Here is a 22,390-nt window from a genome sequence, read left to right on the forward strand (position 1 = left end):
TGGTCACAGCCCGGCTCTCTCCATGGTCTCTTCCACCGAGTCGAGGATCTCCTCGCTCTTCTCGATGCTCGCCTCATCGCCTTCCGCGCCGCGGATCGCGTGGTCGCGCATGGAGTCAAAGGCATCGTCGAGCCGCTGACGGACGGTGGGGTCAAGGGCCGCCCAACGGTCCTCCCACTCCTTGGACGCGTGCTGCCAGTAGCTGACCACCTTGTACATCCGCGCGGGTAGCGCCAGGTCATGCCGGAGATAGCGGCGGATACCGCGTACCGCGCGGCTCTCACCGGCGACCCAGACATAGCCGGGCGGGGTACCTGGCCTGGCCAGGGTGCGTACGGCCGCTTCCAGCCGGCTGGGCCCGATGCCGTTGCCCGCTCCGTGGAGCCAGACGTACCGCACGTCCGCCGGGGAGTGGATCACCTGTTCATGGCTGGCGTCGGCCACCTCGACGATCACGGTGGCGCGGGTGCCGGCGGGCAGTTGCTCCACCAGCCGTCCCACCGCTGGCAGACCGGTGGCGTCGGCGGCCAGGAGTTGGTGTTCGACACCCGCGGGTGGGTCGTAGAGTCCGCGCGGGGAGCCGATGCCCAGCTCATCGCCGGGCCGGGCGGCTTTCGCCCAGGAGCTGGCCGCACCGCCGTCGTGCACCACGAAGTCAAAGGTGACCTCGCCGCGCTCGGGGTCATATCGCCGCACGGTGTACCGCTCGGCGGGTGAGCGCTCCACGCCCTCGGGGTAGGACCAGTCCAGTTCGGGCCTCGGGAGGACCAGTTCGCCGGTGCCGGGGACGGGGAAGTGCAGGCGCAGATACTCGTCTCCGACGCCTGAGGTCTCGAACGCGCCCAGTCCATCGCCGCCGAAGACGATCCGGATCATGCCGGGGGTGAGGTAGTCGGTGGTGAGCACCGTTCCCCGGTGCAGCAGGTCCTTCATGCTCCGATCACCCCAGGAGTTTCGCGGCGGAGACGAGTTCGTCGAGCAGGGCCGTGGCGGTGAGGGCGAGCCCGGCGTTGCTGTAGTAGTTCAGGGGTGCGACCCGGCCGGCTCGTACGGCGGGCAGCCGCTGCCAGGTCTTGGCGCGGGTGGCCGGGTCGTCCGGGTTCTGGAGGATGATCAGGTCGGCCGGTGCGAAGGCGTCGACCTGCTCCAGGCTGTGGTACTCGTTGGACTTGCCGCTGCTGATATCGCGCTCGGGGTCGTAGAACATCACGTCCATGCCGAGTTCGTTGGCGACGCTGAGGTAGAAGCTGCGGGTCTGGGCCCAGAACTGCGGATTCTCGGCACCGGCGATGAGTACCTTCTTGCCCTTGATCAGCCGCCCGACCTCCTTCTTGGCGGTGGCCAGCCGGGTGTCGTAGGCGGTGAGTTGCTTCCTGGCCTGCTGCTCACGGCCGAGGAGGGTGAGTTGCTGCTCCGTGTGGCGGCGCCAGAACGGGCTGAAGCCGCCACCGACGACGAGTACGGGGGCGATGTCCTCGGTGAGCAGCTTCTTCTCCTGGTAGAACTTCCACCAGTCCTCGCCGATGACCAGCAGGTCCGGCTCCTGGGCCAGGACCGATTCGGCGCTGGGCTCGGTCTCGTTGCCTTCCAGCGCCTTGAAGCCCGCGGGGACCCGCGTGGCGAGGTGGTTCCCCTTCTCCAGCCGGTACCCGGCGATGATGGGATAGCCGGCCATCACGGCGAACTCCATGCCGGTACGCGGGTCAAGTGCGACGACGCGCTGGGGGTCGGCGGGGATCTTCGCGCGATAGCCCTGGTAGGAGAAGTCGATCGTGCCGCCGTCCTTGGCACCGGCACCGGTCGCGCCACCGGAGCCGTTGCCGTCACTGCCGCAGGCGACCAGCAGCCCGCCGAGGGTGAGGGCGCCCACTCCCCGGCCGAAGCCGCGCCGGGTGAGCTCGTTGCGGACGAGACGGGTGTCGGGCGTGCCGCGGTGACCGGGCAGGGTGCCGTTTCGGCAGCAGTCGCGGACCGCGGTGCGCGCGCCGCTGCCGTGGTGGGCCATCGAGGGTGTGCGTACGTCGGCTCGAGGGCTCATGCGTACAGCTCCGCTGCTTCGGCGAGGACATCGAGGAATCCGGTCGCGGTCAGGACCAGTCCGGCGCTGAAGCGGCCGTCCATGGTGACCACCTTGCGGTTGCGCGCCGCGGGAAGCTGCTTCCAGGTGGGACGGGCGTCGAGCACCTTGGCCGACCCGGCGTCCACGGCCTGGCGGATCACCAGATCCGCCCGGTCGAGCCGGTTGAACTGCTCGGTGGACAGCTCAAAGCTGTTGTTCTCGTCCTTGGGGTCGTAGAAGAGGACGTCGAGGCCCGCTTCCTTGGCGACGGACATGACCATGGTCCGGGTCCACACGCTGAACGCGTCGTCGGTGACCACACCGAAGGCGACCTTCCGGCCGCCCAGCTTCTCGGCCAGCCGGGGCCGCAGCCGGGCGAGCTTCTCGTCGAAGGTCTTGATGTGGGTGCGGATCTGCTGGTCGCGGCCGAGCAGCCGCATCTGCTCCGAGCTCGCGGCGCGCCAGTCGACCGGCTCCTCGGACACTCCGAGGACGGGGGCGATCTGCTCCAGCCGCTCGTTGCCGTACCAGTCGCTCTCATAGCCGTACTGCGGCATCACGATGAGGTCCGGTTCCAGCCCGAGGATCTGCTCGTAGTCGACCTGGGTGCCATTGCCGAGGCCGACCGTGGTGACCTTGGGCACGGTGACGCCGGTGAACTGGGAGCCCACCCGGGCGCTGGGCATCCATGCGTTGCCGGAGCCGACGACCGGATATCCGGCGAGCAGGGCCAGTTCGAGATCGACGCGGCCCTGGATGGTGACCACGCGGCGCGGGTTGCGGGGCACGGTGACATCGGCGCCGCCGTAGGTGAAGCGCAGGGTGTCGCCGGCGGAGGTTCCGGTGCCGCTTCCCGCCCCGGCTGAGGATTCGTTGCCGCAGGCGGTGAGTGCTCCGGCGGTGGTGAGGGCCCCTGCCCCGATGGCGAACCGGCGCCGGGTCACACCGCCGGGGGCCGGGCGGTGCGGGGGTCTCAGCAGTGGTGGTGCAACGGGCATCGATGCCTCCGGGGCGGTTCTCCGCAGCGGACCGCGAAGAAAGGTTATTAGGTAAGCCTTACCTATGAATAGCCGACCAGGTGAGCGGGATGCAACATGCGATATCGGGCATAGGCCAGTCCCTGTCGCAATGCGGCCACCGGGCCGGGCATTGGCCCGTTCACAACAGGAAATGGCCCGTCCCAACGAGCGCCGTCCTGGCCGCCGGTACGGTCGGCTCTCATGCCCGCCCACTTCAACTCGCCGTCCGCCACGGCGTCCCCGCCTTCGGCGTCCGCGCGTCCTCAACAACCCACCACTGCCCGCGCCGTGCTGCGTGAGGCACTCAGCGGTCAGCGGCGAGGGCGCCGTCTGGCGGCTGCCTCGGCTGGACTGACCGGCCACGATGTCGCGGAAGCGCTCATACCGGTCACCATCGGCGCCATCATCGATCGCGCGGTCGCCACCGGCGACTCGGCCGCACTCGGCCGTTGGTTGCTGGTGCTCACCGTGCTGTTCGGCGGGCTGCTGCTGTCCTGGCGATACGCGGCGCGGGCAGCGGCCCATGTGGCGGAGTACGGCGGGCACAGCGTTCGGATGTCCATCGCCGAGCGGGCGCTTGACCCGCTCGGGATGGCGAGCGGCCGCAGACCGGGCGAACTCTTCTCACTCGCCACCGCCGACGCGCAGAACGTCGCCCGCTTCACCCATACGCTCAGCACCAAGCTCGCCGCCGCTGCCGCGATCATCACCGCGGCCGTGGCCCTCCTGCTGATCTCCGTGCCGCTGGGTCTTCTGGTCCTCATCGGCACCCCGCCCGTACTGGTGGCGATGCAGTATGCGAGCCGCCCGTTGGAACGGCGCACCGAGCACGACTACGAGTCCGCCGCACAAGCCGGGGCCACCGCGACGGATCTGCTCACCGGACTGCGGGTGCTGGACGGCATCGGCGCCCAGCCCCACGCCGCACGGCGCTATCGCACGGTCAGCCGCGCGGCCCTTGCCGCGACGCTGCGCACCGAGCGGGCTCAGGCCTGGTACACAGCCGCCAACACCTTGGTCACCGGTGGATTTCTGGCCTTGATCGCCCTGGTGAGCGCGCGCATGGCGGCTCAGGGCAGCATCACCGTGGGCGAACTGGTGGCCGTCGTGGGGCTGGCACAGTTCCTCCGCGGCCCGCTCGTCGATGTGGCGTACTTCGGCTCGGGCCTCGCCCGAGCCCGCGCATCGGCACGACGGGTGGCCGCACTGCTGAACACCCCTCCCGCCGTCACCACGGCAAGGTCCACCGGTACTCCCCCAGCGCCGACGGCCGGGGCCGGCGCCCTCCGGATCGACGAGCTGACCGTCCGGTCCCCCGCGGGCGCTGCCCGCGATCTGACCGGGGTGACGTTCCACGCCGGACCCGGCGAACTCGTGGGCGTGGTCACCGATGACGCCGCACACGCCCGTGCCCTGCTGGACTGCTGCGCCCGCCGGATCGACCCCGACTCCGGAGCCGTGTACATCGACGGAGCGGCGCTCCACCACAGCGACCCGGACGAGGCCCGGCGCACCGTGGTCGCCCCACCGCACGACGCCGCCCTCTTCGCGGGCACGATCGTCGGCAACATCACCCCCCATGACCCTCCGGTCACCCCGGAGGCGATCGACGCGGCCCTGACCGCGGCCTGCGTCCACGATGTGGTCGACGCCCTCCCCGATGGGTTGCACAGCGCGGTCGGAGAGCAGGGTCTGACCCTCTCCGGCGGGCAGCGCCAGCGCATCGCCCTGGCGAGGGCGTTGGCGACGGGAGCCCCCGTGCTGGTCCTGCACGACCCGACGACCTCCATCGACAGTGTCACCGAGGCCCGGGTGGCCCTCGGCCTGCGGGAGGCGAGAGCGGGCCTCACCACGGTGCTGTTGACCACCAGTCCGACGCTGCTCGCGGTCTGCGACCGGGTGGTCGTGCTCACCCACGGCCGCAACACCGCGACCGGTACCCACACCGGACTCCTCACCTCATCCGCGTCCTATCGAGCGACGGTGCTGGCATGACCCCTACCGATCACGGCACCGCTCCCCTGGCGTCACCGACCGATGTGCTTCTCCCCGCGGCCGATACGGCAGGCACCCGCCGAGCGGCACTGCGCCTGCTGCGGCTGAACCGCGGCCGAGCCCTCTGGGCGATCGTCCCCCTGGTGGCGAACACCCTCGCCGGTCTGGCCACTCCGCTGGTGCTCGGTCGCATGGTCGACGAGGTGGTCCGCCATGGCACGGACGCCCTCCCCACGCTCCATGTGCTGGGCGCGGTCCTGGCGGGGATCGCGGTTCTCCAGGCCCTGCTGGGGGCACTCAGCCACTATCTGGTGGTCCATGTCGGCGAGAGCATGGTCGCCGATCTCCGCGAGGACGTCCTCGACCGTGCGTTGCACCTGCCGTCGAAGGAGGTGGAACGGTCAGGGCGCGGCGACCTGGTGGCCCGCATCACCGGAGACGTACGGGTCGTCACCGACGCGGCGTCCAACGCGGTGCCGATCTTTGTGACCGCGGCTCTGGGCGTCGTCCTCACCCTCGTCGGCCTCGGGACGCTCGACTGGCGTTTCGCCGTCGCGGCCCTTCTCGCGGCGCCGATCCAACTGCGCGCCCTGATCTGGTACCTCGGCCGCTCCAAGCCGGTCTACCGGGCCGAGCGCACGGTCGAGGGCGAGCGCGCACAACGGCTTCTCGACGCACTCGGGGCCGTCGACACCGTCACCGCCATGCGGCTCGGGCCCCGCCATCTGGACGCCATCGCGGACCGTTCCCATGCGGCCGTCCGGTACAGCTTGCGGGCGACCAGGCTGCGCACCCGGTTCTTCGGACGTCTCAATCTGGCCGAGTTGATCGGCCTGGCGGCCGTTCTCGCGCTCGGCTTCCACCTAGTGCGCGAGGGTGCGGTCACCATCGGTGAGGCAACGGCCGCCGCACTCTTCTTCCATCGCCTCTTCGACCCGATCGGCGCACTGCTCAGCGTCTTCGACGAACTCCAGGAGGCGGGGGCGGGATTGGCCCGCCTGGTCGGCGTGACCTTGCTGCCCCGAACTGCGGTACCGGCCGATCCACCGCGGCCCCGGGACAGTTCGCTGGCCCTCACCGAGGTCTCCTACTCCCATCGGGAGGGAGTTGAGGTGCCGTCCGGGGTGAGCCTGAGCGTCGCGCCGGGCGAGCGGGTCGCGCTCGTCGGCACCACGGGGGCGGGCAAGTCGACCCTCGCACAGCTCATCGCCGGCGGGTACGAGCCCATGGCGGGGACCGTCCGCATCGGCGGCGTAGAGCCCCGGGAGATGGGACGGGCGGCCACTCGCCGCACGGTGGCGCTGGTCACCCAGGAGGTTCATGTGTTCGTCGGCACCCTCGCCGATGATCTGCGCCTGGCCAGCCCCGGGGCCGATGACGCCGCACTGGACCGGGCGTTGCGGGCGGTCGGCGCGGACAGCTGGATCGACGCCCTGCCCGAGGGCCTGGACACCCTGGTCGGCGCGGGTGGCCACCCGCTCACCGCGCCGCAGGCCCAACAGCTGGCTCTGGCCAGGGTGCTGCTCCTCGACCCGCCGGTGGTGGTGCTCGATGAGGCGACCGCCGAGGCGGGCGGTGCGGGAGCCCGCGCCCTGGAGGCAGCGACCGAAGCGGTTCTGAAGGGGCGTACGGCGGTCCTGGTCGCCCATCGGCTGCACCAGGCCGCCACGGCCGACCGCGTCGTGGTGATGGAGGAGGGTCGGATCGTCGAAGAGGGCGGTCATCGGGAGCTGCTCGCCGCACAGGGCCGATATGCCGGCCTCTGGGAAGCCTGGACGGCACACCGCCCAACACCCGGGCACCCGACTACTGCCCCGCCGCCCCCTCGCACTCCTGAAAGCCCTCCTCAAAGCCCTCAAGGCCCTCGAAGCCCTCGAAGCCCTCGAAGCCCTCGTAACCCGAGTCCTCGATGAGGCCGAAGCACTCGCCGGGCGTCCGTCCGGTGACCCGACGGAACACCGCGACAAAGGCGCTCGGGGTGCCGTATCCCACCCGTCGGCCGACCACGGAGACCGGCAGTCCACCGGCCAGATAGGTCAGGGCCGCACGGATACGGAGCTGGGTGCGCCACTGCACGAAGCTCATTCCGGTGTCGGCGGTGAAGACCCGGGTCAGGGTCCGGACCCCGCACCCGGAGAGCCGGGCGAAATCCGTGAGGCTCCGGGGGTCGGCAGGGTCGGCGATCAGTGCCTCGGCAACGACGAGCGCCCGAGGATCGGTGGGCATGGGCACTTCCACCGCGGCGATCTCCAGTGGCTGAAGCAGGTCGAAGGCGACCTGCTCGGCCCGGTGCCGTGCGGCGAGGAGCATCCCGTACCGCCGCATGTGGAGCAGTATCTCGCGCAACGCAGCACAGACGGCGATCAGCCCCGGCCGTCCCCAGACCCCGGGTCGCGGGGATGCCGGGGTGAAGACCTCGGCCCGGAAGTAGGTGGTGTTGAAGTCCGCCCCCGGGCCGGTGGTGACCTCGTGCACCGCCCCCGCGGGAAGCCAGAGTCCCACGGTCGGTGGCACGGTCCACGAGACACCATCCACCACGGCCGTGACCGCGGACCCCGTGACACCCCACAGCAACTCATGGTCGAACGGATGGGTATGCGCTTCCCACGTTCGCCCCTGGGGATGCCGTTCACGGCGCATGCGTGATGTGGATATGCCGTACGGCGCACGGACCTCCCGCCGTGTGTCCACTCGCTCCACCTCCTCGACCGCCTGCCCGCGCAGCACTATAACGCGGCCGAGGTTAGGCATACCTCACTCGATATGCCCCGTCGCTTGGGACCTCATGGGCAGGCCGAGCGCCCGAACGATCCCCTCGCGTCGTGCCGGTCATTGCCCGATGAGTAGTGACATCGTCTCTCGATAGAGCAGGGCAGAACGCAACAATCTTCTCAATCCACCCTCCTTGCGCCGGGCTGCCCGACGGTCCGCCACCAACCGGTTGCGGACAAGGGTCTCAGCACCCCGCATCCGCCCACGGTGGACGGCGGGAACAACCAGGTGGGACGGATGGACGAACGGACGGGCCGGGTTGGCGTGGCGCCTGCGCGGCCCCGGAAGGAGGGCGGTCGCCATGCCCCCGAACAGTGGAGCGTCGCCGGATGTGCTGGTGGTGGGAGCGGGCCTCGCCGGGCTCGCCTGTGCCCATGACCTGCTCCGGGCGGGGCTTGGTGTCCGGCTGGTCGAGGCCTCGGACGGGGTGGGGGGACGGATGCGTTCCGACCGCCACGAGGGCTTTGTCATCGACCGCGGTTTCCAGGTCTTCAACACCTCCTATCCGCAGAGCAAGCAGCGACTGTCGCTGCCCGATCTGCTGCTGCGGCCCTTCACCCCAGGGGTGCTGGTCCACACCGAACAGGGCCGAATCCGGTTCAGCGACCCGACCCGAAAGCCCCGGCGGCCACTCGATCTGCTTCCAGGGCGCCTGGCGCCGGCCCGGGATCTGCTGGCGCTGGCAGTCCTCTCGGCGCGGGACATGCTCGGTCCCGTGGGAACGCTCAAACGGGCTGAGGACCACACCACCCGGACCGCGCTCTCGGCCGCGGGTTTCTCCGAGGAGTTCATCGAGCGCTTCTTCCGCCCCTTCCTCTCCGGTGTCTTCCTGGAAGACGAGTTGGAGACCTCCAGCCGGGTCTTCCATCTGGTGTGGCGCAGCATGCTGCGCGGCACGCTCTGTCTGCCCGGACAGGGAATCGGCGCCGTCCCAGGGCAACTCGCCAGTGCGCTGCCCACCGACTCGGTGCGGTTGGAGTGTCCGGTCGACCGGCTCACCGACGAGGGTGTCCTGCTGGCATCGGGACATGAGCTCGGCGCGTCGGCCGTGGTGGTGGCGACGGGCCCCGGACCGGCGGCGGCGCTACTGCCCGGGCTCCCTGTCCCGCCCTACCGCGTGGTCACGACCTACTTCCACACCAGTTCGGCCCCACCGCTGGGCGAACCGACCCTGGTGACCGACTCCCGGCGCCGATTCCTGCACACCTGTGTGCTCAGCGAGGTCGTCCCGGGATACGCACCCGCGGGTCAGTCCCTGATCGCGACCTCCGTGCTCGGCGAGGACGAGCCCGGTCGGGAGACCCGGGTGCGCGAGGCGCTGGCGGAGGTCTATGCCACCGGGACGGCTACCAGGACGGCCAAGGGAACAGCGGGTTGGGAGTTGCTGACCGTACGCACCGTGCACGATGCCCTGCCGGCGATGCCACCCCCGCAGCCGCTCAGCCGCTCGGCCCGGGTACGGCCGGGGCGCTATGTCTGCGGCGACCATCGGGCGACCGGCTCGGTCCAGGGTGCGTTGGCCTCGGGTGCCAGAGCGGCGCGGGCGGTGCTGCGCGACCTCGGACGCTGAGGGCGCGGAGGTGCGGGGGCGCCCGCCGCTGACAGAGCAGGGGAGTACCCCTCTCGCTGAGATGGGGTGGGCCCCACATCGCCCCCCGAGGGTTCCGCCCGGCTCAGGGCCTTGAGGGCCGCCCCCGGACAGCCACTTGCACCCAAGTGCATCCAGACAGCCGGTAGGGAGAGAATCCAACAGCACCGGAGGGCTCGGTTCCCTGCGGTGCTTGACGACCGGTCGAGCACAGTCGACCGGATCACCGCGGTTCTCGCTGACTCGATGACTCGCCATGACCGAGATGGGTTTCGTTGGGGCAGGTGAACGTGACGACTCGGAGAACAATGTCCACCACACCACGTCGGGTCCGCTGGCTGATCCCCATCGTCTTGCTGATCGCCTGGCTCGGCATCGGCGGAGGGCTCGGGCCGTACGCGGGGAAGCTCGGTGAGGTCGCCACCAACGACCAGGCCGCCTTCCTGCCGCGGAGCGCGGAGTCCACCAAGGTGATCACGGCGCAACGCGCCTTTCGGCAGGATGAGACGGTGCCGGCCATTGTGGTCTGGACCGCCGATGACGGCGGCCCGCTGGGGGCGGCACAACGCGGCGCGGCCGACAGGGCGCTGGCGTCCCTGGCCCAGGACCCCGGCGTGGCGGGGCGGGTGTCCCCCGCGCTGGCCTCGCAGGACGGGCGGGCGCTCCAGGCAGTGGTCCAACTCCGCCCCGACCTCGATGACGAGTTGCCGACCGCACTCGATCGGATTCGCGCCGCCGCCGAAGGTGTGCCCGGCGCCTCGGCCCAGGTGGCCGGCCCCGCCGCCGCTCAGGCTGACCTGTCCGAAGCCTTCGCCGGGATCGACGGCCTGCTCCTCGGTGTCGCCCTGATGGCCGTGCTGGTGATCCTGCTGTTGGTGTACCGCAGTGTGCTCCTGCCCCTGGTCATCATCCTGGGGTCCGTCTTCGCGCTGAGCCTCGCCTGTGCGATCGTCTATGTGCTCGCCGACCACGGTGTGGTGCGGGTCGACGGCCAGGTCCAGGGCATCCTGTCGATCCTCGTCATCGGTGCGGCGACCGACTACGCGCTGCTGCTGACCGCTCGCTACCGCGAGGAACTCGTCCTGTCCACGGACCGGTTCACGGCGGTACGGGCCGCACTGCGGCAGTCCACCGGCGCGATCGTCGCCAGTGCGGCCACCGTCGCCTTGGGCCTGCTCGCCCTGCTGATCAGCGATCTGACCAACAACCGGGCGTTGGGGCCGGTCGGCGCGATCGGCATTGTCTGCTCCGTACTGAGCACACTGACCTTTCTACCGGCTGCCCTGGTGCTGCTCGGCCGGGCCGCCTACTGGCCGGCGAAGCCTCCGTCCACCGACCGTGGGGAACGCGGCACCGGGATATGGCACCGGGTGGCGAAGCTGATCGACCAGGCACCCCGAAAGGTCTGGGCCGTCGCCCTGGTGGGCCTACTCGCCTGCGCGGCGTTCGCCCCCACGCTCACCTCGAAGGGCGTACCGCTGGACGAGATCTTCGTCAATGACGCTCCGTCCGTCGCCGCCCAGAGCACGCTTGCCCAGCACTTCCCCGGTGGATCAGGGAACCCCACCGTGGTCATCGCGGAGGCCGACCGCGCCGAGCAGGTGACCGAGGCGGCCCGGCGCACCGAAGGCGTGGCCTCGGCAGGGGCCCTGACGCGGGCCGCTCGCCCCGGCGGCGGCAAGCCCTTCGTCGTCGACGGCCGGGTCCGCATCGACGTCACGCTCCAGGACGCGGCGGACAGCGACGCGGCCAAAGCCACCGTGGCCAGGCTGCGCGACACACTGCACGCCGTGCCAGGCGCCGACGCCATCGTGGGCGGCTACACCGCCCAGCGGTACGACACCCAGAACACCGCGGAACGGGATCGTACGATCATCGTCCCCGTGGTCCTCGCCATCATCCTGGTCATCCTGACAGGGCTGTTGCGCTCCCTGGTGATGCCGGTACTCCTGGTGGCCACGGTGGCCCTGAATTTCGTGGCCACCCTCGGCGTCTCGGCGCTGGTCTTCGAGCATCTGCTCGGCTTCACCGGAACTGATCCGTCCGTGCCCCTCTACGGCTTCGTGTTCCTGGTGGCCCTCGGTGTGGACTACAACATCTTTCTGATGTCCCGCGTCCGTGAGGAGTCACTGCGCCACGGAGTGCGCCAGGGAGTCCTCCGCGGGCTTGTGGCCACCGGTGGAGTGATCACCTCAGCGGGGGTGGTTCTGGCGGCGACCTTCGCGGCGCTCGGGGTGATCCCGCTGGCCTTCCTCGTCCAGATCGCCTTCATCGTCGCCTTCGGGGTACTGCTGGACACCTTGGTGGTCCGCTCACTCCTGGTGCCGGCGCTGGTCCTGGACATCGGCCCGCCCGCCTGGTGGCCCGGGAAGCTGAGTCGGCGCCTTGAGGAAACCGACCACAGCGAGGACGAGCGCGCCCCGGCCGACTGAGTACAACGAACCGGGCATGACGTTCAGCAGGCGCCGCAGAACGCCACGGTCAGCGTTGAGCAGCGCGCCATGACGTCACAGTCGGCGTTCGGCATGGGGAGCGCCCGTCGCGCCTGTCCCACTCACCCGGGGCGGGCGTCGCCCCCGCGGTCGGCGGAGAGTGCCATCGGCCGTGAGGGGCGCGCACCTTCGCCCTGCCGCCGGGTGACGCGTCTCCCGCCCGTGAAGCGATGGCCCCCTGGTGCATCAGCCCAGCCTGGAGAGCGCCCCGCCGATCTCGCCGGCCCCTGGAGTCATGGCCGCTCGGTGGGTCAGCGCTCTGCCGGGTCGGTGGCGATGACGCTGTACGGGTACGGGAGGGGCTGGTCGCCGGCCTTGGTGAGGAGGGCTGCGTCGGCCGGGTCAAGGTCGATGCCGGCGGCGCCGAGGAGGTTTTCGAGTTGGTCGAGGGTGCGGGCGCCGACGATCGGGGCGGTGACGGTGGGGCGTCCGCCGAGCCAGGCGACGGCGACCTGGGCCGGGGTCAGCCCGCTTCGCTCCGACACCTCGAACAGGGCGTCCAGGACACGCCAGGTGCGCTCGTCCTGGTAGGCGCTCCAGGACTCGCCCCAACCGAGCCGTTCGGCGGTCTCCACCCGGCTGCCGGCTGGCGGGGCGGTGGCGCCGCGCCGGATCGAGCCGCTGAGCCAGCCGCCCCGCAGCGGGCTCCACGGAATGACTCCGAGGCCTTCGTGGCGGGCCACCTCGGTCAGTTCCCACTCGGTGGAGCGGTCCAGCAGGTTGTACAGCGGCTGGAGGGCGGCGAAGCGCTCCCAGCCGTGCAGGCGGCTGAGGTCGAGGGCCTTCTGGAGCTGCCAGCCGGTGAAGTTGCTGGCCCCCAGGTAGCGGACCTTGCCGGACTTCACCAGGGTGTCCAGAGTGGAGAGGGTCTCCTCCAGCGGCGTCGCGGGGTCCCATGCGTGCACCTGGTACAGGTCGATGTGGTCGGTGCCGAGCCGGCGCAGGCTGGCCTCCACGCCGGCTATCAGGTGGTTGCGGCCCAGGCCCCGGTCATTGGGGCTTTCGCCGGTGCCGTAGCGGACCTTGGTGGCGATCACCAGGTCGTCGCGGCGGCGCTGCTTCAGCCATCGGCCGAGGATCTCCTCGGAGGCGCCCGCCGAGTAGATGTCGGCGGTGTCGATGAAGTTGCCGCCGGCCTCCGTGAAGCGGTCCAGGATGGCGTGAGACTCCGGTTCGGCGCTCTCGCGTCCGAACGTCATTGCGCCCAGGCAGAGTTCACTGACCACCAGGCCGGTCGATCCCAGAAAGCGATGACGCATCGTAAGTCCTCTCGGTAGTTCGGGTTCGCAGCGCGCAGGAGTGCGGACCAGGAGTGGGTCAGCAGGATGGCCGGGGTGCGCCGTCCAGGGTGACGGTCACCTCCTGGACGCAGTGGTCGGACAGGTCCCCGGGGTCGCGGAACCGGTAGGTGTGCACACGCGCGCCGGGCGTGGTCAGCACCCAGTCAAGCCGCCACCACCGCATACCCGGGCGCGGCTGCCAGGAAGCAGGATACAGACGGCCTGTCATATGCACGGTGTCTGCGCCGAGTTGTGTGATGCGGCGAGCGTCTCCCATGGCCGGGGTGGTGTTGAAGTCGCCGGCGATCAGGGCCGGGTGCGGGCAGTCGGCGACGTCCGATGCCAGCCCCCGGTACTCCCGCTCGCGGTCGGCGGCCCGGGAGCGTACCGCCCGGTAGAACTCGGCCCGCAGCGGGCTGAGCAATCGCAACTGGACGGGAATGTGCACATTGAAGGTGGCGAGCACTCCCCCGCCCGGCAGCCTCAGGTCGACCCGTAGGGTGCGTTGGGCGGCGGTCCCAACGACCTCCGCGACCGGCAGTCGCGACATGGTGACCAGCCCCCGGGCGATGACGATCCCGTACTCGGGGAAAGTGGCGCGCAGCCTTGCCTCCTCGTTGATCAGCGCATAGGTGCCGTCGAACCGGTCGTGGTGGTGCTCCTGCAACAGGTAGACGTCGGCGTTGAGTTGCCGCAGAAAGGGGTAGAACCGTTCCGGATCGGTCCGCTGGCACCAGTGTTGGGTGTTCCAGGAGACCAGTCGCAGCGCCTCGCCCGGTGGGGCGGGGCGCGGCCCGCGTCGCGGCCGGGGCAGCAGCAGCCCGCTCTGGCCCACGCCGGCGACCAGGGCTACGGCGGCCAGCGCGGCGGCGCCCAGACCCGCCGACCCGCCCGCCGTGAGGCCGAGCGCGCCGAGCAGGACGGGCACCGCCACGAAGAGCGGCGGTGGCGCCAGCGAGGGGAGCAGCCAGCCCCACCACCGTCCGTTGAGGAGCAGGTGGGCGAGCAGGTAGGCGGACCACAGGACGGCTGCCCACAGGACGAGTGCGCCGATCGTCACGCGGTCACCCGGCCGGCGGCACCGATCCGCCCCAGGAGCGCGTCGTAGCTGTCCAGGCAGCCCTCGGTGCCGTACCGGGCCCGGGTGGCCCGGCCGCCCTCGGCCCGCTGCCGCGGTGAGAGGGTGGCGGCCCCCAGGAGGGCGGTGGCGAGGGCGACGATGTCACCGGGCGGGAAGAGCCGGCCGAATCCGGTGCTGGTGACCGGTACCCGCATGCCGGGGGCATCACTGGCGACCGATGGAACGCCCATCATCATCGCCTCGGTCTGCGAGATGCCAAAGGACTCCTCGGCCACCGATGGCAGCGCGAAGACGTCCAACGACGAGTAGAACGCGGCGATTTGACGCTCGGGCAGGAATCCGGTGAAGCGAATCCGCGGGTCGTCCGCGGAGCGTTCGCGCAGCGCGCCGACCACGCTGCCGCCGGCCACCTTGGAGTAGTCCCCCGCGATCAGGAGCCGGGCGGCGGGGTCCTCGATGGTGCGGAAGGCGTCGACCAGGTGGTGCAGGCCCTTCTCGGGGGCGATCCGCCCCAGGAACCCGAAGTGCGGGCCCGGCCCCTCCCGGAAGGTGGCGGGGGCCGGCTGCCGCTCGCGGCAGGGCGGGGCGATCGCGGCGAGCCGGTCACGCATGAGCGGCCAGTGACGGGAGTGCTCGGCGTGGTCAGCGTTGTTGACCACGACGGCGGCGGACCGGCGCAGCGCGGTGGCCACCGAGGCGTCCACGACGCGGACTTGGGGTCCGGCGAGGCGACCGGGCGGCAGCCAGACGTCGTCGTGGTGGGTGGTGATCACGGGCGTACGCCCCGCCAACAGGGCCAGCGGGCCCGCCTCCAGCATCGGAAGGTGGATGTTGACGGCACGGGAGGCGCGGGCCAGCCGGGCGGCCAGGGGGAGGAAGCCGGGGCTGAGCACACCCCGTCCGATCCGGGCGGCGACGGGCGCGCGGAACACGTCCACCCCGTTGACGCGCTCCCGTACGGGCGAGGACGGATCATGCCGGGAGGCGACCACCGCGACCCGCCGACCGCGTGCCGCCAGCCCCTCGGCGACCGTCCGGGCGACCTCGGTCAGCCCGCTGGTGTACGGCAGGTAGTAGGTGAGGGCGACGGTCAGGTCGTAGCGGTGGGGGCGCGCGGCCCGGACGTTGATCATGACTGGACCTTCGGTTCTTCCGCCGGGCGGCTGCCGTCCGCCCGGGTGGACGGCAGCGGTGGCAGGGAGAGTCGGAGTTGGATCAGGCGGTGGGTGGAGAGCCCCGGGGGCGGGTCGTCCAGCGACTGGCGGTGGATGTCGATGCTGGGGGAGGCGAAGGTCCAGTCGAGCCGCCACATCGCGGCGGGCCCGGCCGGGAAGGTCGCGGGGTAGGGGTCGGTGCCGGATTCGGCGGTGTCGCGCAGGCCCCGGAACCAGCGCAGGTCCGCGCTGCCCGGCAGCACGTTGAGATCGCCGCCGAGCACCACCGGGTGGCTGTTGGCGTCCAGGTCCGCGCGCAGTTCACGCAGGTGGAGCAGGCGACGGTGGGCGTGTTCGCCGACCGCGTGGTAGTAGGCCGGGGTCAGCGGGTTGCGGTCGACGTTGAGCAGGTCGGGCAGATGGGTGTTGTAGAGGGACAGGGTGCGCCCGCCGACGCTGACGTCGGTGCGCAGCGCCCGGATGTCCCAGTAGTCGGGCCAATCGGTGTCGGGGGCGGGCAGCCCGGTGGGGCGCAGCGCGCGGGTCAGGGTGATGGGGTGTCGGGAGAGGGTGATGAACCCCCCTTCGGTGGCGATCCGGTAGCCGGGGAAGGCGGCCCTGATCCGGGCGAGGTCGTCGATCGGGGCGGGTCGGTCCCCGCGAGCGTTCTGGTACTCCTGGAGCAGATAGACGTCGGCTTCGTAACCGCGCAGATAGGTGTAGAAGCGTCGGGGGTCGGTGTCCTGGTGCCAGAAGAAGGTGTTCCAACTGACCACGCGCAGGGCGTCGGCGGGCACCGGTGGCCGGTCGCGCAGCAGGGCGCCCGGGTGGACGCCCGCCTGCCCGGCGCCCAGCAGCAGGGCGAGTACGACCAGCAGCAGGTTGGGCCTGCGCAGCCTGCGGAGCAGGACCGCGGGTAGCAGCAGGACCAGTGGAACGACCAGGTAGGCGAGCGGCGGTGCGAGGTCGATGCCGTTCCAGAGCCACCATCGGCCGCTGAAGGCGGTGCGCAGCAGCGTGTTCAGCACCCAGAGGGCGGCGAGGGCGAACAGCGCGGTAGCGGCGGCGTGGGCCGCGCGGGTCCGGGGCGGCTCGGCGGGCGGTGCGGACAGCGGGTTGGGGCCGGGTTCCGGTTCGGCCGCCGGTCGACCGATGCCGGCGGGTGCGCTCACGCCGCCGCTCCGGCGGGCTTCCCGGCGCCCTGGGCCGCGGGCAGGTCGTAGAGTCGGCGGAAGCGGCCGGAGGTGAGCCACTGGAGCGCGCCGATGCCGGCGCCGAGTGCGATGGCGGCGTTGACGACGAAGTGCGCCAGGGCGAAGTAGGCGGTGAACCAGTACCCGCGGCGGCGCAGTACGAAGGCGTACAGATGGCTGTCGGCGAGCAGTGAGCCCAGTGCCAGGCCGGCCGGCAGCAGCAGCCAGAGGGCGCCGAACAGCCCGGCGGGCAGGGTGGCCAGGGCCAGTAGGGCGGCGACGCTGGCTCCGGCGCGCGGTCCGGTGGCGATGCCGCCGGGTAGGTCGCGCCGGCGGACGTAGAGCGGGATGTGCAGCCGGGTGCGGTGGAAGACCTTGCGCAGCACCACCCGCCAGGTGTCGTCGTGGTCGTGGCGTCCACGCACGGTGGTGGAGCTGTGCACCTCGTAGCGGCGGCAGATCCGGGCGGCGTAGTCACCGTCCTCGGTGTGGCGCAGCTTCGGGTTGAACGGGCCGATCTCGGCGAAGACATCGGCCGGCATCGCGCAGATGGCGGTGTGGAGGGTGCCGATCCGTCCCTCGTGCTCGGCGAGCCAGTAGTACTGGTGCAGACACCGGTACTCCTCGATGAGGCTGTCGCGGATCAGTGGTTCGGCGTCGTAGGTGCCGCAGACCGCGCCGATGCGGGGGTTCTCCTGGAGCATGGCGACCGCGTTGGCGACGGCGTCCGGCTCCATGGCCACGTCTGAGTCCACGAAGACCACGATCTCTCCGCGGGCGTGGGCGGCGCCGGTGTTGCGGGTGATGGCGACTCCGCTGTTGACCCCGGTACTGACGACCCGTACGCCGAGGGACCGCGCGACGGCCACCGAGTCATCGGTACTGGCGTCGTCCACGAGCAGGATTTCCAGCGGCCGGTAGGTCTGGTCCTGGGCTGCGCGCAGGCAGAGTTCCAGGGCGCGGCCGTAGTTGTAGTTCGGGATGACGACCGAGGCCAGGGGGTTTGCGGTGGGGCGGGTCATGTCGGGCCGTGCCTTTCGGGCGGGCGGGCATGGGCGGGGTGCGTACGGCGGTCAGGCCGGGGAGGCCTCCAGGAGCAGCGCGGTGCCGATGAGCACGGCCCACAGCGCGGAGTTGACCAGGGTGGCCCGGTCGCGCAGCAGGATGCGGACGGGGTTGCCGCCGCCCTCCTCGACCAGCAGCACCTGGAGGTAGCGGGCCAGCCCGAAGATCGCGCAGAGCGCGGAGAGCAGCGCCGTGGTGTGGGCGGCACCGGCGAACACCGGGTCCTCGCGGAGGAACAGCAGATAGGACATGGCGGTCAGTCCGGCGATCAGGACGACCAGGTGGTCGACGAAGGCGAGGGTGTAGCCGCGCAGCGCGGGGCGGTGGCCCAGCCCTGCCGCGGTGAGTTCGTGTCGCCGCTTGCCCAGCGAGAGCAGCAGGCAGAGGGAGAACACGCAGATGGCGAGCCAGTCGGGTACCGGCCTGTCCAGGGCGACGCAGCCCTGGGCGAGGCGCAGCACAAAGCCGGAGGCCACGATGAACGCGTCCAGCAGGGGCACGTGTTTGAGTCCCCGGCTGTAGCCGAGGCTGATCAGCAGGTAGACGGCGACCGGCCACCACTGGGCGAACGGGTGCACCGTGACGGCTGCGGTCAGGGCGGTTGCCAGTACGGCGGCCAGGGCGAGCGCCCCGCGGGTGCCGATCCGGCCGGCCGCGAGCGGGCGGTGCCGCTTGGTGGGGTGCAGTCGGTCGCGGTCGCGGTCGGCGAGGTCATTGACCACGTAGACGATCGCGGAGGCGAGGGTGAAGACGGCCAGCGCCCAGAGGATCCGGCCCACCCCGAAGGGCGTCCAGTGGCGGGGGTCGAGCAGTGCGAGCGGTACGACGGCCAGGTTCTTCACCCACTGGCCGGGGCGGATCAGGGCCAGCAGGTCCACCAGCGGTCGGCGGCGCGGGCCGATGGCCGGTGCCAGCGGCGCGGGCGGGGCGGGAGGGGTGAGGAGGGTGGGTGGGGCCGCCACGCGCACGGGCGCGGCGGAGGTCTGCGGGATGTCCACGGCAGGTCTCTCCACGGCTGGGGCTCCAGGGGGCTTTAGAAGAAGACCTTGGCCAGTCCGAGTGCTCCCTGTCGCCAGGGATCACGGCTGGTCCGGCCGGTGGCACTGGTCGCGGCGCGGGCGGGCGGCAGGGTGCGCCACCACTCGTAGGTGCGCAGGATGGCGTCGCGGTTGGACTGCTGCGGCCGGAAGCCGAGCCGTTCGCGGGCGCGGCTGATGTCCACGTAGCTGTCGTCGAGCAGTTTGTACAGCAGCCGGCCGTACACCGGTGAGAGCCTGCTGCGCTCCAGGCCCTTCAGCACCGCGAGGGCGGGACCGGCGGGCAGCGGGACGACCCGTTTGCCGTGGCCCGCGGCGTCCAGGACGGCCTGGAAGTCCTCGCGGATGGTGCCGAACTCGGCGGCACCGACGTTGTACACGTCGTTGGCGACCTCCGGGGGCGCCTTGAGTGCGAGCACCACCGCATCCACCAGGTCGGCCATGCCGAACATCTGGATGCGGACGTCGCCGCGCCCGAGCACCGGGAAGTTCCGCCGCTCGTCGGCCCATTCGAAGAGCATCGAGAAGAGGCCCATCCGACCGGGGCCGACGAAGGTCTTGGGGCGCAGCACCGGTAGGCACATTCCCCGGGCGCGGAACTCCTCGCAGACCACCTCGGCCTCCGCCTTGGCGCCGCTGTAGGGGTCGACTGGCTCGCGCGGGTGCTCCTCCGGGGTGGGCACCCGTTTGGGTAGCCCGTAGACGGCGGTGGAGGAGATGTGCACCACGCGGGGGATGCGGGCCTGTTCGGCGGCGGTGAGGACGCTGCGGGTGCCGTCCACCGTGATGGAGCGGATCTGGTCGACGGGGTAGCTGGGCAGGGCGGCGGCGCAGTGCACCAGTGCGTCGGCGCCGGCGAAGGCCCGGGCCAGCGCGGCGCCGTCGCGGATGTCGCAGAGCAGGTGCCGGGCGCCCTGCGGCGTGCTCTCGGCGCGGCGCAGATCGAGCCCGATCACCTCGTGCCCGTCGGCGGCCAGCCGGGTGACCAAGTGGGAGCCGAGCATGCCGGCGGCTCCGGTGACGGCGACCCTCAGGCCCATCTGGACACCGCCTTGTCCTTGACGAAGGAGGTGAGCAGCCGGGTGAGGCCCTTGGCGAGGGTCTGCTCGAAGGCGTCCAGGAATATCTCCACCTCGGCCGGCCCGGCGACCAGCGGCGGGGCGATGACCAGCGGGCTGCGGCCGTTGAGCGTGTAGTAGAGGAACACGTCGTGCTCCTGGTACATCGCGTTGATCACCGCGCAGGTGATCAACTTGGTGCGCAGCAGCGGGTCGCGGGCGAGACCGCCGGGGGCGAGTTTCGCGGCGAGGTCGAGGAGGCGTGGACCTCCGTCCAGGAACACCCCGTGCAGCGCCCCGGCGCCCCGGATGTCGGCGATGATGTCGGGGAACTGCTTGCGCAGCCGTTCAAGACCCGGGACGAGTACCCGTTCGATGTCGCGGGCCCGGGCCGGGTAGTCGTCCTCGACGGCGATGTTGACGGCCTCGATGGCGGTGGCGGTCTCCTCGCCGAAGCCGTAGTAGGTGGTGCTGGTGGATTGGAGCAGGGCGTCGCCGAGGTTGTCGTACGCCTGTTTGAAGACGGGTTCGCGGGCCACGAAGGCGGAGATGGAGGACTTGCCGCCGCCGAAGGCCTTGGAGGTGGTGACCACATCGGGTATCAGGCCCGGGTAGCGCATGAAGTGGAACAGGCTGCCGGTCTTGCCCCAGCCGGTGTAGATCTCATCGAAGATCAGCACAATGTCCTCGGCGGTGCACAACTCTCTGAGCCCGCGCAGGAACTCCTCGGAGCACTCGCTCATGGTGGAGGCCGAGAAGGGTTCGATCAGGAGGGCGTAGACGTCGCAACGGCCCCTGGTGTCGCGGGCGCGGGCGACGGCCTGGCGCACCGAGTGGAGATCGCCGTAGGCGAAGGTGGAGACCCCCGGGATGCCGGGGAACCTGAAGGCGGTGGACTGGGCACTGCCGGTCAGGCTTCCGGAGCCGAGCAGCTTGCCGTGGAAACTGATGTCGGCGTGCAGGATCCGCGAGCGGCGCCCGGCGTGGTATTTGTAGGCGAGCTTCACCGCTCCTTCGACCGCCTCCGCACCGGAGTTGGGGAAGAAGGACATCGCGAGGTCGCCGGGCAGCAGTTGGGCGAGGTTGTGGCCGAGCGCGGCGACGTACGGCGAGAAGTAGGTCTTGTGGACCTCCATCCGCTGCCGTTCCTGGAAGCGCCGGCGGGCGGCCAGGATGCGCGGGTGGTTGTGGCCGTGGTGCAACACACCGACACCGCCGGTGAAGTCCAGGATGCGGCGGCCGTCGCGGGTGTGTATCCAGGCGCCCTCGGCGTGGTCGACCAGCTCCCGGCCGAAGCCGAACGAGGTCATCAGGGCGACCTGGCTCCGGTTCACATGCGAGCGGTACAGGTCGTGGACCTGTCGTACCGTCAGCTCCTCCGCCTCTTCGAGGCTGATCAGTGGTGCGGCAACAGCGGTCATCGGACCCCTTCCGAAACGGTGGTACGGGACAGGGCGGTCGGTGCGGGACGGACGATCCGCTCCCACAGCAGGGCGGCGGCGGTGGCGGCGACCTCGCTGAGGACGCAGACCAGCCGGCTGGCGATCACGGCGGCGGTCGCGGCGGGCAGCGGCATCACCACGGCCAGTGGGGCCAGCAGCACCAACTCCCGCGCACCGACCCCGTCGGGCAGGACGAACGCCAGGCTGCCCGTCACGGTGGCCAGCGAGAACCCGCCGACCGCCAGCGCAAGCGAGCCCCAGGCAGGTGCGCCGAACAACACCACCAGCGCCCACAGATGCAGACCGGACACCGCCCAGGAGGCCAGCGCCAGCAGGATGGAGCGGCGGACGGCCTGTGGCGACCCCGGTTCGACGGCCGGGCGCCTGGCCAGCCGGAGTACCACCGCCACCAGGCGGTTCACCCAGCCGGGCCGGGCGAACGCGGCAACGGCCAGCAGCACCAGCGGCGCGAACACCCAGGCGTACACGCCCAGTACCGCGGGCGCCATCAGCATTCCGGCCCCGGCGCCGGTGGTTACACCGATCACCAGGCCGAGCCCGAAGCCGGAGAGCATCCGCTCGGCGGGGACACCGGCGTCCCGGCCCAGCTGAAGGTGGGCGAGCACACCCCAGATCCGGCCGGGGACGAACTTGCTGATCATCCCGATGAAGAAGATACGGGCGGCGGTCGGCATCGGCAGCCGGGTCTGGCCATCCACCACCAGCGCCCGCCAGGAGAGCATCGACAACGCCAGGCCCGCCGTGTTGGCCAGCACGGCGGCGAAGAGCAGCGACGCCCCGCCGGGACGGCGGGCGGCGGCCGAGATCTCGGCGCCGGCCGCCGCCAGCGAACCGCCGACCGCGAAGACCGTCGCGGTGAGCAGGACCAGGACGGCGACCGGGCGCAGGACGCGGGAGCCCAGGATCCGCCGCAGGGCCGAAGGACGCTGCTCGGTGGTGGACACGGGGTCGGGTAGGGGCGCGGGTAAGGCGGTGGCGGACCCTGCTCCCGGGTCGGCCACGCCGGGGCTCGCGCGGGGCGGCGCTGGGGCGGGATCGTTCACTGGCCGACCGCCGCCCGGTCCTCGTCCCCGCCGCCGGCACGATGCCCACAGGCACACCGGCTGCGGATGCCCCCGGCCGGGCATCCGCAGC

At 71.2% G+C, this 22,390-nt stretch carries 17 protein-coding genes; 4 read left to right on the forward strand and 13 right to left on the reverse strand.

What is annotated here, in order from left to right; translation table 11 throughout:
* Positions 1-3 precede the first annotated feature (3 nt).
* From NBG84_RS14560 to NBG84_RS14570, 3 genes are read right to left on the reverse strand one after another with little or no spacing between them, the layout of a single operon-like run.
* Positions 4-933 carry a siderophore-interacting protein gene (locus NBG84_RS14560; protein ID WP_250919845.1) on the reverse strand — a complete coding sequence of 310 codons (930 nt, stop codon included), beginning with the start codon at positions 931-933 and terminating at the stop codon, positions 4-6.
* A gap of 7 nt (positions 934-940) precedes the next feature.
* The gene (locus NBG84_RS14565) at positions 941-2,038 is read right to left on the reverse strand and encodes an ABC transporter substrate-binding protein (protein ID WP_250919846.1); all 1,098 of its coding nucleotides are present in this window, start codon (positions 2,036-2,038) and stop codon (positions 941-943) included.
* A complete protein-coding gene (locus NBG84_RS14570; RefSeq protein ID WP_250919847.1) occupies positions 2,035-3,057 on the reverse strand; it encodes an ABC transporter substrate-binding protein in 1,023 nt (340 codons plus the stop codon). Before NBG84_RS14570 ends, NBG84_RS14565 begins: the two co-directional genes overlap by 4 nt.
* A gap of 222 nt (positions 3,058-3,279) precedes the next feature.
* Here NBG84_RS14570 and NBG84_RS14575 point away from each other — a divergent pair, with 222 nt between their 5' ends.
* Positions 3,280-5,073 (forward strand): ABC transporter ATP-binding protein, encoded by a 1,794-nt coding sequence (locus NBG84_RS14575; protein WP_250919848.1) that lies wholly within the window; start codon positions 3,280-3,282, stop codon positions 5,071-5,073.
* Positions 5,070-6,986 (forward strand): ABC transporter ATP-binding protein, encoded by a 1,917-nt coding sequence (locus NBG84_RS14580; protein WP_250919849.1) that lies wholly within the window; start codon positions 5,070-5,072, stop codon positions 6,984-6,986. The genes NBG84_RS14575 and NBG84_RS14580 overlap by 4 nt, the downstream gene beginning before the upstream one ends.
* Here the strand turns inward: NBG84_RS14580 and NBG84_RS14585 are convergent.
* The gene (locus NBG84_RS14585) at positions 6,880-7,824 is read right to left on the reverse strand and encodes a helix-turn-helix domain-containing protein (protein WP_250919850.1); all 945 of its coding nucleotides are present in this window, start codon (positions 7,822-7,824) and stop codon (positions 6,880-6,882) included. The genes NBG84_RS14580 and NBG84_RS14585 overlap by 107 nt on opposite strands.
* Positions 7,825-8,146: 322 nt before the next feature.
* Here NBG84_RS14585 and NBG84_RS14590 point away from each other — a divergent pair, with 322 nt between their 5' ends.
* Both NBG84_RS14590 and NBG84_RS14595 read left to right on the forward strand, forming a co-directional pair.
* Positions 8,147-9,415 (forward strand): NAD(P)/FAD-dependent oxidoreductase, encoded by a 1,269-nt coding sequence (locus NBG84_RS14590; RefSeq protein ID WP_250919851.1) that lies wholly within the window; start codon positions 8,147-8,149, stop codon positions 9,413-9,415.
* A 326-nt stretch (positions 9,416-9,741) separates the two neighbouring features.
* Entirely contained in the window at positions 9,742-11,865 is a 2,124-nt protein-coding gene (locus tag NBG84_RS14595; protein WP_250919852.1) for an MMPL family transporter, read from the forward strand.
* Positions 11,866-12,176: 311 nt separating this feature from the next.
* Here NBG84_RS14595 and NBG84_RS14600 read toward each other — a convergent pair whose 3' ends face one another.
* Genes NBG84_RS14600 through NBG84_RS14640 form a run of 9 tightly spaced genes read right to left on the reverse strand, consistent with a single transcriptional unit; the run spans position 12,177 to position 22,200 of the window.
* Positions 12,177-13,184 carry an aldo/keto reductase gene (locus tag NBG84_RS14600; RefSeq protein ID WP_250919853.1) on the reverse strand — a complete coding sequence of 336 codons (1,008 nt, stop codon included), beginning with the start codon at positions 13,182-13,184 and terminating at the stop codon, positions 12,177-12,179.
* Positions 13,185-13,242: 58 nt separating this feature from the next.
* Positions 13,243-14,265 carry an endonuclease/exonuclease/phosphatase family protein gene (locus NBG84_RS14605; protein WP_250919854.1) on the reverse strand — a complete coding sequence of 341 codons (1,023 nt, stop codon included), beginning with the start codon at positions 14,263-14,265 and terminating at the stop codon, positions 13,243-13,245.
* On the reverse strand, positions 14,262-15,419 hold the full coding sequence (locus NBG84_RS14610; RefSeq protein ID WP_250919855.1) for a glycosyltransferase family 4 protein: 1,158 nt from the start codon (positions 15,417-15,419) through the stop codon (positions 14,262-14,264). Before NBG84_RS14610 ends, NBG84_RS14605 begins: the two co-directional genes overlap by 4 nt.
* The gene (locus tag NBG84_RS14615) at positions 15,416-16,612 is read right to left on the reverse strand and encodes an endonuclease/exonuclease/phosphatase family protein (RefSeq protein WP_250919856.1); all 1,197 of its coding nucleotides are present in this window, start codon (positions 16,610-16,612) and stop codon (positions 15,416-15,418) included. The genes NBG84_RS14610 and NBG84_RS14615 overlap by 4 nt, the downstream gene beginning before the upstream one ends.
* A complete protein-coding gene (locus NBG84_RS14620; RefSeq protein ID WP_250919857.1) occupies positions 16,609-17,655 on the reverse strand; it encodes a glycosyltransferase family 2 protein in 1,047 nt (348 codons plus the stop codon). The genes NBG84_RS14615 and NBG84_RS14620 overlap by 4 nt, the downstream gene beginning before the upstream one ends.
* Positions 17,656-17,706: 51 nt before the next feature.
* Positions 17,707-18,711, reverse strand: a complete 1,005-nt coding sequence (locus tag NBG84_RS14625; RefSeq protein WP_250919858.1) for a UbiA prenyltransferase family protein — start codon at positions 18,709-18,711, stop codon at positions 17,707-17,709.
* 20 nt (positions 18,712-18,731) lie between these two features.
* Positions 18,732-19,775 (reverse strand): NAD-dependent epimerase/dehydratase family protein, encoded by a 1,044-nt coding sequence (locus NBG84_RS14630; protein ID WP_250919859.1) that lies wholly within the window; start codon positions 19,773-19,775, stop codon positions 18,732-18,734.
* Complete coding sequence (locus NBG84_RS14635) at positions 19,766-21,214, reverse strand: aspartate aminotransferase family protein (protein WP_250919860.1); 1,449 nt, start codon at positions 21,212-21,214, stop codon at positions 19,766-19,768. The genes NBG84_RS14630 and NBG84_RS14635 overlap by 10 nt, the downstream gene beginning before the upstream one ends.
* On the reverse strand, positions 21,211-22,200 hold the full coding sequence (locus tag NBG84_RS14640) for a lysylphosphatidylglycerol synthase domain-containing protein (protein WP_250919861.1): 990 nt from the start codon (positions 22,198-22,200) through the stop codon (positions 21,211-21,213). The genes NBG84_RS14635 and NBG84_RS14640 overlap by 4 nt, the downstream gene beginning before the upstream one ends.
* Positions 22,201-22,390 lie beyond the last annotated feature (190 nt).

It is taken from the genome of Streptomyces albipurpureus (genome assembly GCF_023701525.1).
GTDB classification, from domain to species: domain Bacteria; phylum Actinomycetota; class Actinomycetes; order Streptomycetales; family Streptomycetaceae; genus Streptomyces; species Streptomyces albipurpureus.